Consider the following 14,415-nt stretch of genomic DNA (forward strand, 5'->3'; position numbering starts at 1 on the left):
ATCAAGGTGAAAGAATGCAACCGGCGTTGAGCGCAGCTAAACGATGAGGGGCGGTCCGGTGCTCGAACGGCACGAACTCGAGACGTTCCTCACCCTCGGCGACGAACTCCACTTCGGCCGCACCGCCGAACGCCTCGGCGTCTCCACCGGACGCGTCAGCCAGACCGTCAGGAAGCTCGAACGGCGCGTCGGCACGCCGCTGTTCGCCCGTACCAGCCGCAGCGTCGCCCTCACCCCGGTCGGCCGCCGCCTGCACGACGAACTCCGCCCCGCCCACACCCTGATCCTCGCCGCCCTCGAACGCGCCACCGCGGCCGGCCGTGGCATGCTCGGCACCCTGCGGATCGGCTTCGGCTCCCCCTGGGGCGGAGAGCTGCTCACCGCCGCCGCCGACGCCTTCCTGGCCCGCCACCCCGGCTGCGAGCTCACCCTCCGCGAGGTCCCCGTCGACGCCGGCACCCGCCCCGTCGAGGACGGCGAACTCGACGTCCAGTACGCCGCCCTGCCCGCCGCCGTTCCGGGCCTCACCACCGGCCCGGTCCTGGTCCGCGAGGCCCGCGTGCTCCTCGTCCCGGCCGCCCACCCGTTCGCCGCCCGCGCCTCCGTCGGCCTGGAGGACCTCGCCGGACAGACCCTCGTCACCACCGGCGGCGGCCGGCCCCGGGCCTGGCGCGAGGCCCACTACCCGACCCGCACGCCCTCCGGCGCGCCCGTCGCCCACGGCCCGGCCGCCGCCACCTGGGAGGAGCTGCTCTCCCTGGTCGGCGCGGGCCACGGCGTCTCGCCGGGCGCGGCGAGCGGCGCCCGCTACCACCCGCGCCCCGGCATCGCGTACGTGCCGTTCCACGACGCCGCGCCACTGACGTACGGCCTGGTCTGGGCGACCGCCGCCGAAACCGCCCTGATCAGGGCCTTCGTGGAGACGGCGGCACGGGTCCGCGACGAGAGGTCCGGGACGGGAGCCCCCGGGACAGGAGACCCGGGACCGGAGACCCGGGGGCCGAGGCCGGGGACTAGAGGTCCAGGACGGCCGGCGGCGGGCTCCAGCGGCGCTTCGGGTTGACGGACGTCGACACCCCGTAGTCCTTCTTCAGGTGCTCCGGGATCGCGTAGTGCATCACCCGGCCGCGGGTGAGCGAGGACAGCTCGAAGACCGTGGTGAGATGGCCGAGCCGGTCCAGGAACCAGGAGCCGAGCGGGGAGCGGTCCTCCACGGTCTCCAGGACGCCGAGGAGGTGCGGCACCGCCTTGACGACCGTGTCCCAGGGGGTGCGGGGCACCTCCAGCCAGTCCGCGCAGGTGTCGCCGACGAGGTGGCGGATCAGCGCGGAGACGATCGGGTCGAAGAAGGTGCCGGGCACGACCTCCTCGTACAGCTCGATGAGCTGGCGGGTGAGCAGGGCGCCGTCGTCCGAGGGGCCCATGTGCCGCAGCATGTAGAGGTCGAGGAAGGCGCGGGCCTCGTCGAGGGTCCGCGGTGCGGCCTCCTGGTCGACGCCGAGCATCGCGCCGACCACCCGCCACGCGTAGTAGTAGGCCTCCGCGCCCTCCGTGGACATGTGGATGCCGAGCCGGTGCAGGCTGTCGAGGACCAGCATGGAGAAGAACATCTGCCCGCCGATCATGTCCTCCTGACAGATCGGCACGCCGAGCGCCGCCGTGTCCCAGCGGTCCTCGCGCTTCAGGTGGTGGCGGATGGAGGCGTGCAGCAGCCGCACCTTCTGCGCGGCCGGCACGAAGCGGCTGCCGGCCTCGAAGGCGTCCGGCCGCATCAGGTAGAGCGTGAACTGGCCGGTCTCCGCCATGCGCTTGGACGGGTACTTCAGGCCGTGCGTGGTGGCGAGCAGCTTCGCCACGTGCGGCACGAGATAGCAGGCGGGCATGGAGGCGAAGGACAGCGCCGTGGTGATGTGCACGTCGTTGTCGGTGAAGAAGAGCCGTGCCTTCTCCATCTCGGACCAGTCCACCCACGCCGGCGCCGCGCTCGTGACGTGCAGGTACTCGCGGGCCACGTCGGGCAGTCCGTCGGGCAGCGGGGCGCCGGCCGTGGACACGTACCGCATCAGGGTGTTGAAGGTGCCGACCTCGCCGCGCTCGAAGAGCGTGGCGACGGTGGCGTCGGCGAGTTCGTCGCCGGCCTGGCGCAGGGCGTCGAGGGACGCCTGGGTGGGGATCATGCGGGGCTCCTCGGGGGCTCCGTGGCGGGATGCCGGGACACGGTGTCGGGAAGGGGTGCCGGGACCGGAGGTGTCAGGACCCGGGGGGGCCGGCACCGGGGGTGTCAGGACTGCCGGGCCGACGCCGAGTGCGCCAGCGAAGCGAGGGCGTCGATCGTGGCCGGCGGCGCGTCGAGCTCGTCGAGCGCGCGCAGGGCCTCATCGACCCGGGCCGCGATCATGTGCTCGACCCGCTCGGGCGCCTTCAGGCCGCGCATCAGGGCGCGTACGTCCTCCGGGTCGGCGTCGTCCCGTTCCAGAAGGGCGTCCAGGCGGGTGCGCTGGGCGGCGTTCGCGAGCCGCCAGGTCTCCGCGAGCAGGGCCGTGGGCCGGCGTCCGCGCAGGTCGTCGGAGTCGGCCTTGCCGGTGCGGACCGGGTCGCCGAACAGCCCGAGCAGGTCGTCCCGCAGCTGGAACGCCTCGCCCAGCGGCAGCCCGTACGCCGAGTAGCCCTCGCCGAGCCGGGGCGCGGCCCCCGCCAGGGCGCCGCCGATCAGCAGCGGCTGTTCGACGGTGTACTTGGCGGTCTTGTAGCGGATCACCTTCAGCGAGGCCGCCGTGTCCGGGGCCGCGCCGGTGTGCAGGATCTCCAGGCACTCACCGGCGATCAGCTCGCGGGCCAGGGCCGCCCACAGCGGACGCGCCCGGTTGAGATAGGCGGCCGGCAGCCCGCTCGTCACGAACAACTGCCCGGCCAGCGACATCAGCAGGTCCCCGACCAGCATCGCGAGCGACCGGGCGGCCGCGGCGGGCCGCGGATGGTGCGGTACGGCGGCCCGCAGCGCCCGGTGCGCGGTCGGCCGGCCGTGCCGCAGCGGACTGCCGTCGATCAGGTCGTCGTGCACGACGGCCGCCGCGTGCACCAGCTCCATCGAGGCCGCGGCCCGCACCAGCGCGTCGCTGTCCGGCTGCCCACCGCCCCGCCAGCCCCAGTAACAGAACGCCGCCCGCAGCCGCTTGCCGGAGGCGACGGCCGCCTCCAGCTCCTCGGCCACCGGTCCGAGCGACGCGTCGACGGCCGTCAGGCTGTCGGCCTCCTCGGCGACGAACCGGCGCAGCACCTCGTCCACCCGGGCCCGGAAGGCGGCCGGGTTCCAGGCCGCCTCAGCCATCGTCGCGAGGGTGTGCGACAGGGATGTCCTGCCCGGCCCGCGGGTCCGGTTCCGTGTGCCCGGATTCCGCGGCCCGCCCGGCCAGGACGTGCTGGGCCAGCACCTCCAGATGGGCCGGCGGCACCGTCGCGTACCGGTCGAGGGCGAGCCGCCCGCGCGCCGTCAGCTCCCGCTCGGCGTCGTCCACCAGCTGTGCGGTGTCCGAGCGCCGTAACAGCCCCCGCACCGTCCCGAGCGCCGTGCCCAGCGTGCTCACCGCCAGGTCCGCGAGCCCCGCGACCAGCAGTACCGCCTGGTCGTCCCTGCCCTCCCGTGTCACGCCGTTCCCCTTCCGGGCGTTCCGTTTCTCCGTGGTCCGGGGCAGCTTGGCAGGGGCGGCCGGGTGTCGGGGAGCGGACGTCACACGAAGAGGTGATCATCGGTGGAGATTCACTCCGAGGTGAGCGTTCCGGTGAGATGGCCACGGACTGCGTGCCCGTGCGTGACCATTTCCATAAATGATGAATATAAAAGCGCTATGCTTCGGCGCATGAGTCGTCACGACACCACTGCCGGCGCGTCCGCCGCCATCGGGGCAGCCCTCTACGGCCTGGCCACCAGGGCCGCGAGACGCCTGCCCCGGGACATGAGCCTGACGTCCGCCGCCACCCTGGCCACCCTGGACCGGACCGGCCCTCGGCGCATCACCGATCTGGCGGCGGTCGAGGGCGTCACCCAGCCCGCGATGACCACCCTGGTCCGGGTGATGGAGGAGTCCGGCCTGGTCGAGCGGCGGGGCGACGCGTCCGACAAGCGGGTCACGCTGGTGTGCCTGACCGAGGCCGGCGCCTCCTACGTCCGGACGCGGCGCCAGGCGGGCGTCCACGCGTTCGAGCGGTTGATCGGCGAGCTCACCGGCGACGAGGTCGAGGCGCTGGTGGCGGCCCTCCCGGCGCTCAAGCACCTGGCAGAGCTCGAAAGCCCAGGCCGCGAAGGGCCCGAGCAGTGACCGGGCGGCCGGTCGGCGGCGGGGCCGCGGCGAAGACGCTCCCGGCGGTGCGTTCCGAGGCGCGGCTACTGGTCCCCGCCCTGATATTCGTCGCTCTGGTGGTGGCGGCGGTCGGCAGCCTCGGGGCGCCGCTCATCACCAGCGTGGCGACCACGTTCCACGTCTCGCTCGACAGCGCGCAGTGGACACTGACCGTCGCGCTGCTCAGCGGCGCCGTCGCCACGCCCGTCCTCGGCCGGCTCGGAGCCGGCCCGCACCGGCGGGCCACGATCCTCGCCACGCTGGCGGTCGTCGTCGCCGGCAGCGCGCTCACCGTGCTGCCGCTGCCGTTCGCGTGGCTGCTGGCCGGCAGGGCCGCACAAGGCGTGGGGCTCGGGCTCACGGCGCTGATGATGGGCGTGGCCCGGGACCACCTCCCCGAGGAGCGCAGTGCGGCCGTGATCGCCCTGATCTCGGTGGTCTCGATCATCGGGGCCGGCGCCGGCTACCCGCTGGCCGCACTGCTCGCCGAGCTCGGCGGGGTACGGGCCGCCTACGGCCTCGGCCTGGTCGTCACCGCCGCCGCCCTCCTGACCGCGTGGCGCTCCATGCCCGAAGCCCCCGAAGGCCGCTCCGCCCACGTGGACGTGGCAGGCGCGGTCGTCCTGGCCGCCGCGCTGCTCCTGGTGCTGTTCCTCGCCGGCGAACGGACTCTGTGGAGCCGTCACCTCGCCGTGGCGGCGGGCCTCGCCGTCGTCGCGGTGGTGCTGCTCTGCGTCTGGGCCGTCATCGAGCTGCGCGGCACGACGCCCCTGGTCGATGTGCGGGCGGTGCGGCACCCGGCGGTCGCCGGGGCGAACCTCGCCATGTTCGCCGGCGGGATCGGCATGTACCTCCTGCTCACGCTCATCACCCGGTACGCGCAGACGCCGCACGGCGCCGGCTACGGCTTCGGGCTGACGACCTTCGTCGCCGGGCTGGTCCTCATCCCGTTCTCGGTGCTGGGGTTCGTCGCCGGCAAGCTCACGCCGCGGGTCCGGACGCGGATCGCCGACCCCCTGCTCCTGGCCGGCAGCGCCGTCGTGGTCGGCGGCGGCTTCGCCCTGTTCGCGGCGGCCCGGTCGGACCTGGCCGAACTGTTCGCGGCGATGGGCGTGCTCGGCTTCGGCGTCGGCGGCTTCTCGGCCGCGATGCCCGGCGTCATCCTGGCCGTCACCCCCACGAGCGAGACGTCGAGCGCCATGAGCTTCAACTACGTCGTCCGCAGTGTCGGGTACTCCCTGGGCAGCGCCGCCGGCGGCCTGATCCTCGCCGCGGGCACCGGCCCAGGACGCCTCTTCCCCGACGACAGCGCCTACACCACCGCGGCGCTGGTCGGCATCGGCGCCATGGCGATCACGACGCTGACCAGCCTCGCTCTCGCCCGCCGGCGCCCGTCCGGGACCAACCCGTGAGCCCGATCCGCCGGACGCCCCCTACGCCGCCGGGAAGCCCGGCGCCCCCCGCTCGATGATCGCGGCCGTGTCCACGCCGGGCGGCAGGGTGCCGAAGGCGATGCCCCAGTCGCCGTCGAGGCGGGAGGCGCAGAAGGCGTCGGCGACGGCGGGGTGGCCGTGGCGGACGAGGAGGGAGCCCTGGAGGACGAGGGCGAGGCGTTCGACCAGGCGGCGGGCGCGGTACTGGAGGGCGGCCGGGTCGGCGAGACCGGCGAGGTCCTTGCGGAGGCGGGCGACGGCCGCGTCGAGGCGGCGGTCGGCGCCGGCGGCGCGGTCGACCTCGGCGAAGAAGGCCTCCACGGCGGCGGGCTGCTTCGCCATGGCGCGCAGCACGTCGAGGGCGGCCACGTTGCCCGAGCCCTCCCAGATGGAGGGGAGCGGGGACTCGCGGTAGAGCCGGGGCAGGCCCGAGTCCTCGACGTAGCCGTTGCCGCCGAGGCACTCCAGGGCCTCGGCCGCGTGCGCGGGGGCCCGCTTGCACACCCAGTACTTGGTGACGGCGAGGCCCAGGCGGCGCAGCTGGTCCTCCTCGGCGTCGCCGGCGGTCGCCCGGTCCACGGCGCCCGCGAGGCGCAGTGCGGCGATCGTCGCCGCCTCCGCCTCGACGGCGAGGTCCGCGAGCACGTTGGTCATCAGCGGCTGCTCGACGAGCCGGGCGCCGAACGCGCTGCGGTGGGTGGCGTGGTGCACGGCCTGGACCAGGCCGAGGCGCATGCCGGAGGCGGAGCTGATGGCGCAGTCGAGCCGGGTCATGTTCACCATCCGGATGATGGTGGCCACCCCGCGGCCCTCCTCGCCGACGAGCCGGCCGAGCGCGCCCTCGTACTCGATCTCGCTGGAGGCGTTGGAGCGGTTGCCCAGCTTGTCCTTGAGGCGCTGGAAGCGGACCGGGTTGCGCGAGCCGTCCGGCAGCACCCGCGGCACCAGGAAGCAGGAGAGCCCTCCCGGTGCCTGGGCGAGCGTCAGGAAGACGTCCGACATCGGCGCGGACGTGAACCACTTGTGCCCGGTCAGCGCGTACATGCCCGGCTCGCCGGCCGGCACCGCGCGGGTGGTGTTGGCGCGGACGTCCGAGCCGCCCTGCTTCTCGGTCATCGACATCCCGGCGATGATGCCGCGCTTGCCGGTGGGGACCCTGAGCCCGAAGTCGTAGTACGGGGAGGTCAGGAGCGGCTCGTACACCGAGGCCAGCTCCGGGTCGGCGCGCAGCGCGGGCACCGCCGCGTAGGTCATCGAGACCGGGCACAGGTGCCCTGCGTCGGCCTGCCCCCACACGAACACCTTCGCCGCGCGCGCCACATGGGCGCCGGGCCGGGCGTCGGCCCAGGGCGCGCCGTGCAGCCCGTGCTCCACGGCGACGGTCATCAGCTCGTGCCAGTACGGGTGGAACTCGACCTCGTCGATCCGGTGGCCGTAGCGGTCGTGGGTGTGCAGGACGGGGGAGTGGCGCTCGGCGAGCCGGCCCCACTCCTGGGCCTGCGCCCCGCCGGCCCGCACGCCGAGCTCGCGCACCTCGTCCTCCGCCCAGCCCGCGCCCTCGCGGTGCAGCGACTCCAGGAGGGCCGGGTCGGCCGAGACGTCGTAACCGGTGAGCGGCGGAACTTGGTTGGTGACCTCATGCGTGGTCGGCATCGGTGACTCCCAGGGCTCGCAGGGTGAAGGTGACCAGGGCGGGAACGGTGCCGGGGCTCGGGGCCCCGGCCGTCCAGGTGCCGGACAGCGGGCCGGTCAGCGCCTCCGCGCCCGCGCCGACCAGTGCGGCGGCGGTGAGGGAGGCGTCCTGGGGCGGCAGTTCGCCGTCCCGTACGCCCGCGGCGATCCGTTCGGCGAAGACGTCGCGGAACGCGCGCCGGAAGACGAGCCGCTCGGCGTCGACGGCCGGGTCGACCGGCTCGGCGAGCAGCGCGTACGCGAGCCGCGGCGCCTTCAGGGCCCGGGTCGCGAAGGTCTCGATGACCGCGACGACCCGGTCGGCGGCGGTCCGGTGCGACGGCAGCGCGGCGGCCTCGGAGACGGCGGCGACCTCGCGTCCGACGACGGTGCGGAACAGTTCGACGGACAGCTCGGCCTTGCTGGGGAAGTGGCGGTACACGCTTCCCGTGGCGATGCCCGCCCGCGCGGCGACGGCGGCCATCGTGCAGCCCGCGTAGCCGTGCTCGGCGAGCAGTCCGAGACCGGCCTCGACGATCGCGGTGCGCCGGTCGTCGAGCCGGGCCTGGACGGCGGGCGTGCGTCGGTAGACCATGCAAGGAGTGAAGCAGTGATTCACTGCTTCAGCAAGGGATCGCACGGCCGGGCGAGGGGGCAGGAACGCGCCGATGCCCGCGTGCGGGGCACGCGGGCATCGGTGGAGGCGGGAGGAGCAGGGGTCAGCCGCGGAAGATCTCCACGACCGACCAGATGGCCAGTCCGGCCATGAACACACCGCCGATGCGCTGCACCGTCTTCAGCGGGACGCGCTTGGCGATGAAGCGGCCGGCGACGAGCGCCAGCGCCGAGACGGTCATCAGGGCGGCGGCGGAGCCGATCGCCGTCGACCAGGTGCCGTTGGTGGCGGCCAGGTTGGCGGTGGTGATCTGGGTGAGGTCGCCCCACTCGCTGATGAAGACGGCCATGAAGGCGGTGGAGTAGACGGGCCAGAAGCCGGTCACGGTCCTGCCGCCCTCGTCCTCGCCGTTCTCGTCGTCGCCCCCGCCGCGCAGCAGCATGAACGCGCCGAACGCGAACATCGCGGCCGAGGCGAGCTTGACGCTCCAGCCGGGGAGGAGACCGAGCAGGCTGCCGGCGCCGACGGCGATGGCCACGTGCGCGATGAACGCGGTCGAGGTGCCGAACCACACGTACAGCGGATGCATACGCGTGCCCATGGCGAGGGACGCGAACATCGTCTTGTCGGGAAGCTCGGCGAGGAAGATCAGCCCGAAGGCGGTGATGATCGCCAAGGGGTCGAGGTGCATACCGGGGCTCTCTGCTCGGACCGGGCCCGGGTCCGGCACGCGCCTCGATGGGCGACGGGAGGACCACTCGGCCCGGCATGACGGACCACGCCCACACGGTCGCGGACGCGGCGCACTGCCTGGCCGAAGGTCTCGCCCGCCCGCGCTCTCACATGACGCTCGGACCCGGTCACCGGGAACCCGGGGGCTCCAGTGTGTCGACGACCGGTTCGCAGGGCTACTCCCCTTCGCTGCCGACCAGTGTACCGGAGGGCGCCACCGGACTCCATAGACACTGTCTACGAAAATCGTAGACAGTGTCTACCAAGATCGGGTAGACAGATCCCATGACCGAAGACACCGCCCCTGAAACCGAGGGCGAAGCCGCCGGGCTTCGTGACCGGCTGGTGCGCGCCGGCGTCGAGCTCGTCGACACCGAAGGCGCCCAGGCCCTCTCCCTCCGCGAGATCGCCCGCCGCGCCGGCGTCTCCCACGGCGCGCCCCGCCGACACTTCCCGACCCACCTCGACCTGCTCTCCGCCATCGCCCGCGAGGGCTTCCGGGAGCTCGGCGCACGGGTCGCCGGGGTGCCGGAGACGGAGCCCCGGGCCCGCGTCGAGGCCCTCGCCCGGGTCTACCTCGACTTCGCGGCCACGCGCGGCGGGATGTACGAGCTGATGTTCCGCCACGACCTCCTGGAAAGCGGCCGGCTCGGCCTGCGCGACACGAGCCTGCCGCTCTTCGCCCACTTCGCCGAGCTCCTCGTCCGGGCCCGCCCGGACGGCACCGCCGACCCCGCCACCGCCGCCGGCGCACTGTGGGCCAACCTCCACGGCATCGCCCAGCTGTCCCGCTGGGGCAGCCTCCGCCTCGCGACCGGCGCCGACGACGTCGCACCGCTGCTCGCCGCCGTGCTCGACGCCCACCTCGGACCCGCCCGGGACGGCCGATGAGCGGCCGCGGCCACCGCCGGGCCGCCCTCGCCTGCAGCGTCGTCGGCGCCGCCGTCGTCGCCCTGGACGGCACCGTCCTCACCATCGCCCAGCCCGTCCTCCAGCACGACCTCGGCGCGGACACCGCCCAGGTGCAGTGGACCAGCACCGCCTACCTCGTCGCCGTCGCCGCGCTGCTCGTCTTCGCCGGCCGCCTCGGCGACCGGTACGGCCACCGCCGCCTCTTCGCCGCCGGCTGCCTCGGCTTCGCCGCCACCTCCGCCGGCCTCGCCCTCGCGCCCGGCATCGGCGCCGTCATCGCCCTGCGCGCGCTCCAGGGCGTCTTCGGCGCCCTGCTCCAGCCCGCCACCCTCGGCATGCTCCGCGCCGCCTTTTCGCCCGACCGCCTCGGCATGCCCGTCGCCCTGCGCACCAGCGCCATCGGTCTCGCCGCCGCGACCGGCCCGCTGATCGGGGGCGCGCTCGTCGACGCGTACGGCTGGCGCGCGGTCTTCCTCCTCGGCGTACCGCCCACGCTGGCGATCGCCCTGCTCAGCCTGGCCGTGCCCGAGCCGCGCCGGGCCGGCGGGCAAGCCGCCGCCCTCGACCTGCCCGGCGCGGGCCTGCTCGGCCTCGCCCTCGCCTGCCTCGTCCAGGGGCTCGCGCACGGCTTCGGCCCGGCGGCCCTCGCCGGCACCGCGCTCGCGCTCGCCGTCTCGGCCGTGGCCGCGTTCGCCTTCGTACGGCACGAGGCGCGCGCCCCGCACCCGCTGGTGCCGCCTTCCATGCTGCGGCCCGGGCCCGTCGCGGCGGGGCTCGGAGCGCTGCTCGCGGTGTCGGCGGCGCTGTCCGGGACGCTGTTCACGGCGACGTACCTCTTCCAGGACGCGCTGGGGCTGGGGCCGATGCCGACCGCCGTGCGGATGGTGCCGCTGGCGCTGCTCATCGTGGCGGGCGCGCCGGTGAGCGCGGTACTGAAGGCGCGGTACGGCCCGCGCCGCGTCGCGAGCGCGGGAGCCGTGCTCTGCGCGGCCGGGATCGGCCTGCTCGGACGGGCCGCCGGCACCGGCTCCGCGCTCGCGACCGGCCTGTGCGCCGGGATGATCGGGGCGGGCTTCGGGGCGGTGATGGTGACGGCGACGTCCGTCGTCGTGCACCGCGCGGAAGAGCGGCACGCCGGGGTCGCGGGCGGACTCCAGCAGACCGCCATGAACACCGGGCCCGTCGTCGGCGTCGCCCTCGCGAGCCTCCTGCTCGGTTCCGGCGCCGCGTCCCCGGCGCTTCCCGTGCTCGCCGCCGTCGCCGCGCTCGCCGTCCCCGCCTGCCTCGGACTGCCGGGGCGCGGCGCCGGGGCCGGACACGCCAGCGGGGGCGTAACGTCCGCTTCTGCCCCGCCTCCGAACGTACGATCATGAAATGCCCTCAGGTGGTCACCGTGTCCCCTCCCCGACGGGGACGCGCACCCAGTTCACCCTCGGTCTCGCGCTGCCCTTCCTGGCCCTCGCCCTCGTGGTGGTGGCCGACCTCATCTCCTCGCAGGGGCAGCACTTCGACCGGCTCCTCGTCGTCGGCCCGGCCCTCGCCGCCATCACCTGGAGCGTGCGCGGCACCCTCGCCATCGGCCTCCTCTCGATGGTGCTGCGCCTCTTCCTCGCCATCGCGCAGGACGACACGGCCGCCGACACCATCAGCGCCGAACTCGTCCTGGCCGCCGTCACCGTCGCCGCCGTCTGGGTCAGCCAGGCCCGCACCCACTACGAGCGCGACCTGCGCGACGTGATGGCCGTCGCCGAGGTCGTCCAGCGGGTGGTGCTGCGCCCGCTCGCGCCCCGGCTCGGCGGAGTGGAACTGCACCTGCTGTACGTCGCCGCCGCGGCCAAGGCGAGCATCGGCGGCGACTTCTACGAGGCGGTCCGGGTGCCCGGCGGCGTCCGCGTCATGCTCGGCGACGTCCAGGGCAAGGGCCTGGGCGCCGTCGAGACGGCCTCCGTGCTCCTCGGCGCCTACCGCGCGGCCGTCACCGACGCGCCCGACCTCCCCTCCCTCGCCGACCGCCTGGAGGAGGGCCTGGCCCGCTACGGCGCCTGGGATCCCGACTCCGACGCCGCCGAACGCTTCGCCACCGTCCTGCTCCTCGAACTCCCCGACGACGGGGACGTCGCCCGACTCCTCAGCTGCGGCCACCCCGCCCCGCTGCTCCAGCACGACGGCCACGTCCGGCCCGTCCCGCTCACCGACCCGTCGCTGCCGCTCAACCTCGCCGGGCTGTGCGCCTCCCGGCACCACGTCGAGGAGGTGCCGTTCGGCCCAGGCGACCGGCTGCTGCTCTACACCGACGGAGTGAGCGAGACCCGCGACCGGGCCGGGGACTTCTACCCCCTGGAGGAGCGGCTGGGCCGCTGGACCGACGAGCCGGGCGACCGGGTGCTCCCGCTGCTCCACCGCGACCTCACCGCGTACGGTGCCGGCGGGATCGACGACGACGTCGCCGCGCTCCTGGTCGTGCGCCCGCCGGAACCGGCCGCCGTGACCGGGGCGGCCGCACCCGCGGCCCTGCCGTAACGGGCCCGGCCCGTTCCAAACGTATGAAACCGGGCAATCGGTGTCGCTGTTGCCCCGATCCGGTGTTCCCTGCGCCCTTCCTGCGCTCTCTGGTGGCTCTGTCCCCCATGGGACAACCTTGCTGACCGTGCGTCACCTTCCCGTTACCGGCCGGGCGGCGCACGGGATCCGCCGGTCCGGACGAGAGGAACGGGTGCACGTGCCCGAGGACGCCACCACCTTCAGCTCCTTCACCTCCTTCGGCTCGCTCGTCAGCGAAGCCGTCACCGAAAGCGATGTCGCCCGGGTCGCCGCGCACGGGATGTGGGCGCCCGGCGGCACGCTCGACCCCGACGCCGTCCGGCTCGGCCAGACGCTGGCCGCCGCTCTGGAGGACGAGTCACGGGCGGCGCTGCTGCCCGTCGAACTCGCCGAGCTCGTCGCCCAGGTGCGCGCGATCGCGGTGCCCGGCTTCCCGCGCATCGAGACCGACGACGAGGACGTCCGGCTCTCCGCCTTCACCCTCCGCCAGCTCGGCCCCGGACCGCACCCGCTGGTCGTCGTGCCGGCCGGCTGGCAGCCACTGGGCTGGGCGCTCTTCATGTACGCCTACCTCACCCTGGCCGCCAGGGGTTACCACGTCGTCGCCTACACACCCCGCGGCCTCGGCCTCAGAGGCCTGCCCTCCACCTCGCCCGGCCACATCGACGTCGCCGGGCCGAAGGACTGGGCGGACGGCTCCGCCGTCATCGACTACGCCGTCGACGCGTTCGGACCCGGCGTCATCGGCTTCCTGGGCACGTCGTACGGCTCCGGCATCAGCCAGCTCGTCGCCGCCCACGACGACCGGGTCCAGGCCGTCGCGGCCCTCTCCACCTGGGGCGACCTCGCCACCAGTCTGTACGCGAACGGGGTCCGCCACGTCGAAGCCGTCACGGCGCTCCTGAGACTCACCGGCGGCACCTCGGCCGAGGAGAGGTTCGACGAGGAGACCCGGGAGATCCTCGCCCACTTCCGGGCCGGCGCGAACATGGCGGCCGTGGTCGACTGGGGCACCCTGCGCGCGCCCCGGTCGTACGTCGAGCTGACCAACGAGAAGGGCACGCCGACCTTCTTCTCGAACACCTGGCACGAGAGCCTCTTCGCGGCCAACCAGACGCTGGACACCTTCAACGCGCTGACCGTGCCCAAGCGGCTCAACATGTGGATCGGCGACCACGCCGTCCCCGAGGGCCGCGGACTGATCGCCCCGCCCGTGAGGCCCGGTGACGTCAACATCCCGGTGCAGGAGGCCTACGCCTGGCTCGACCACCACCTCAAGGGCGACCGGAACGGGGTCGAGGACTGGGCCGCGGTCAGCAGCCAGGTCATGTTCACGTACCGCACGGTGCCGTTGCGCGACCCCGAGACCGGGCGGCCGACCGGCGAGTACGAGATCGTCGAGCCGGCCCTGCGCGAGAACCGCCGGGACTGGGCCGAGGTCACCACCGGATTCGAACGGCTCGTCCTGACCGGCGGCGGCGCGGGCGGGGCCGACGGCGGCCTCGTCCCCGCGGCCCCGGACGCCGCCGCGGAGCACTGGGAACGGCCCTTCGTCGCGGGCGTCGACACCGAGGCCACCGCCATGGCGGGAATGCTGGAGACCGGCCGGGAGGAGTGGGCCGGGAATCCCAGGATCTACGACACGCAGAAGATCGACCGCACCCACGCCCTGGTCTGGACGACCGGGCCGCTCACCGGTCCGGCCGGGAGCACCGCCGCCCGCCGGGTGCGCGGCATCCCGAGACTCGCCCTCAGCGTCCGCTCCGCGGCCGGCTCGGCGACCCTCGTCGCCCATCTCTTCGACGTCGCCGAGGACGACACGGCCCGGATCATCACCCACGAGCCGCTGAACGTCGACGGCCTGACGCCGGGTGAGGACCGCGCGGTCTCCTGGGAGCTGCAGGCCGCCGCGTACGACATCCCCGAAGGGCACCGGCTGATGCTGGTGATCGACAGCAAGGACCCGCTGTACGGGGACCTGTCGGTCGTCTGGACGCAGACCGTCGTCTCGGCGCGCGCGGGCGCGCCCGCGGTGCTCGAACTGCCGCTCGGTTGACCGGGCCGTCCGGGCCGTCGGGCCGTCCGGGCCGTCGGGCCGTCCGGGCCGGACGATCCGGGCGCGGTGAACGCGGCGCGGGGCCGGGCGACGTGTCGCCCGGCCCCACGCCGGTGT

12 protein-coding genes and 1 pseudogene are annotated in these 14,415 nt (G+C 74.4%); 7 read left to right on the top strand and 6 right to left on the bottom strand.

Annotation, left to right across the window (positions count from 1 at the left end; genetic code table 11):
• Window positions 1-58 precede the first annotated feature (58 nt).
• A complete protein-coding gene (locus tag ACFYU9_RS03795) occupies window positions 59-1,063 on the top strand; it encodes a LysR family transcriptional regulator (RefSeq protein ID WP_389342048.1) in 1,005 nt (334 codons plus the stop codon).
• Here ACFYU9_RS03795 and ACFYU9_RS03800 read toward each other — a convergent pair.
• The 3 genes and pseudogenes from ACFYU9_RS03800 to ACFYU9_RS03810 form a co-directional block, all read right to left on the bottom strand.
• The gene (locus tag ACFYU9_RS03800) at window positions 1,014-2,177 is read right to left on the bottom strand and encodes an oxygenase MpaB family protein (protein ID WP_389218212.1); all 1,164 of its coding nucleotides are present in this window, start codon (window positions 2,175-2,177) and stop codon (window positions 1,014-1,016) included. The genes ACFYU9_RS03795 and ACFYU9_RS03800 overlap by 50 nt on opposite strands.
• Window positions 2,178-2,281: 104 nt before the next feature.
• Window positions 2,282-3,328 (bottom strand): polyprenyl synthetase family protein, encoded by a 1,047-nt coding sequence (locus ACFYU9_RS03805; protein ID WP_389342051.1) that lies wholly within the window; start codon window positions 3,326-3,328, stop codon window positions 2,282-2,284.
• A 58-nt stretch (window positions 3,329-3,386) separates the two neighbouring features.
• Window positions 3,387-3,647 (bottom strand): annotated as a pseudogene (locus ACFYU9_RS03810) (polyprenyl synthetase); the annotation flags it as partial.
• Between the two features lie 306 nt (window positions 3,648-3,953).
• On the opposite strand from ACFYU9_RS03810, the gene ACFYU9_RS03815 reads away from it, so the two are divergent.
• Entirely contained in the window at window positions 3,954-4,316 is a 363-nt protein-coding gene (locus ACFYU9_RS03815) for a MarR family winged helix-turn-helix transcriptional regulator (protein WP_389218268.1), read from the top strand.
• Entirely contained in the window at window positions 4,313-5,749 is a 1,437-nt protein-coding gene (locus ACFYU9_RS03820) for an MFS transporter (protein WP_389342054.1), read from the top strand. The genes ACFYU9_RS03815 and ACFYU9_RS03820 overlap by 4 nt, the downstream gene beginning before the upstream one ends.
• A gap of 21 nt (window positions 5,750-5,770) precedes the next feature.
• Here ACFYU9_RS03820 and ACFYU9_RS03825 read toward each other — a convergent pair whose 3' ends face one another.
• The 3 genes from ACFYU9_RS03825 to ACFYU9_RS03835 all read right to left on the bottom strand — a co-directional run bounded on the left by ACFYU9_RS03825 (window position 5,771) and on the right by ACFYU9_RS03835 (window position 8,748).
• The gene (locus tag ACFYU9_RS03825; protein WP_389342057.1) at window positions 5,771-7,423 is read right to left on the bottom strand and encodes an acyl-CoA dehydrogenase family protein; all 1,653 of its coding nucleotides are present in this window, start codon (window positions 7,421-7,423) and stop codon (window positions 5,771-5,773) included.
• Window positions 7,407-8,036 carry a TetR/AcrR family transcriptional regulator gene (locus ACFYU9_RS03830; protein ID WP_389218222.1) on the bottom strand — a complete coding sequence of 210 codons (630 nt, stop codon included), beginning with the start codon at window positions 8,034-8,036 and terminating at the stop codon, window positions 7,407-7,409. The genes ACFYU9_RS03825 and ACFYU9_RS03830 overlap by 17 nt, the downstream gene beginning before the upstream one ends.
• A 124-nt stretch (window positions 8,037-8,160) precedes the next feature.
• Window positions 8,161-8,748: a TMEM165/GDT1 family protein gene (locus ACFYU9_RS03835; RefSeq protein ID WP_389342060.1), complete on the bottom strand. Its 588-nt coding sequence runs from the start codon at window positions 8,746-8,748 to the stop codon at window positions 8,161-8,163.
• A 326-nt stretch (window positions 8,749-9,074) separates the two neighbouring features.
• Here ACFYU9_RS03835 and ACFYU9_RS03840 point away from each other — a divergent pair, with 326 nt between their 5' ends.
• The 4 genes from ACFYU9_RS03840 to ACFYU9_RS03855 all read left to right on the top strand — a co-directional run bounded on the left by ACFYU9_RS03840 (window position 9,075) and on the right by ACFYU9_RS03855 (window position 14,298).
• Window positions 9,075-9,680 (top strand): TetR/AcrR family transcriptional regulator, encoded by a 606-nt coding sequence (locus tag ACFYU9_RS03840; protein WP_389342063.1) that lies wholly within the window; start codon window positions 9,075-9,077, stop codon window positions 9,678-9,680.
• Window positions 9,677-11,074: an MFS transporter gene (locus ACFYU9_RS03845; RefSeq protein WP_389342066.1), complete on the top strand. Its 1,398-nt coding sequence runs from the start codon at window positions 9,677-9,679 to the stop codon at window positions 11,072-11,074. Before ACFYU9_RS03840 ends, ACFYU9_RS03845 begins: the two co-directional genes overlap by 4 nt.
• Before the next feature lies 1 nt (window position 11,075).
• Window positions 11,076-12,221: a PP2C family protein-serine/threonine phosphatase gene (locus ACFYU9_RS03850; protein WP_389342069.1), complete on the top strand. Its 1,146-nt coding sequence runs from the start codon at window positions 11,076-11,078 to the stop codon at window positions 12,219-12,221.
• Between the two features lie 199 nt (window positions 12,222-12,420).
• Window positions 12,421-14,298: a CocE/NonD family hydrolase gene (locus tag ACFYU9_RS03855; RefSeq protein ID WP_389342072.1), complete on the top strand. Its 1,878-nt coding sequence runs from the start codon at window positions 12,421-12,423 to the stop codon at window positions 14,296-14,298.
• Window positions 14,299-14,415: the final 117 nt, after the last annotated feature.

Origin of the sequence: Streptomyces sp. NPDC004327 (genome assembly GCF_042873935.1) — a bacterium.
GTDB lineage: Bacteria > Actinomycetota > Actinomycetes > Streptomycetales > Streptomycetaceae > Streptomyces.

Bases quoted from the DNA above. Each gene is read 5' to 3' on its own strand.
- ACFYU9_RS03800 (WP_389218212.1), bottom strand. From the start codon at position 2,177: ATGATCCCCACCCAGGCGTCCCTCGACGCCCTGCGCCAGGCCGGCGAC.
- ACFYU9_RS03830 (WP_389218222.1), bottom strand. From the start codon at position 8,036: ATGGTCTACCGACGCACGCCCGCCGTCCAGGCCCGGCTCGACGACCGG.
- ACFYU9_RS03805 (WP_389342051.1), bottom strand. From the start codon at position 3,328: ATGGCTGAGGCGGCCTGGAACCCGGCCGCCTTCCGGGCCCGGGTGGAC.
- ACFYU9_RS03825 (WP_389342057.1), bottom strand. From the start codon at position 7,423: ATGCCGACCACGCATGAGGTCACCAACCAAGTTCCGCCGCTCACCGGT.
- ACFYU9_RS03840 (WP_389342063.1), top strand. From the start codon at position 9,075: ATGACCGAAGACACCGCCCCTGAAACCGAGGGCGAAGCCGCCGGGCTT.
- ACFYU9_RS03835 (WP_389342060.1), bottom strand. From the start codon at position 8,748: ATGCACCTCGACCCCTTGGCGATCATCACCGCCTTCGGGCTGATCTTC.
- ACFYU9_RS03815 (WP_389218268.1), top strand. From the start codon at position 3,954: ATGAGCCTGACGTCCGCCGCCACCCTGGCCACCCTGGACCGGACCGGC.
- ACFYU9_RS03845 (WP_389342066.1), top strand. From the start codon at position 9,677: ATGAGCGGCCGCGGCCACCGCCGGGCCGCCCTCGCCTGCAGCGTCGTC.
- ACFYU9_RS03850 (WP_389342069.1), top strand. From the start codon at position 11,076: ATGCCCTCAGGTGGTCACCGTGTCCCCTCCCCGACGGGGACGCGCACC.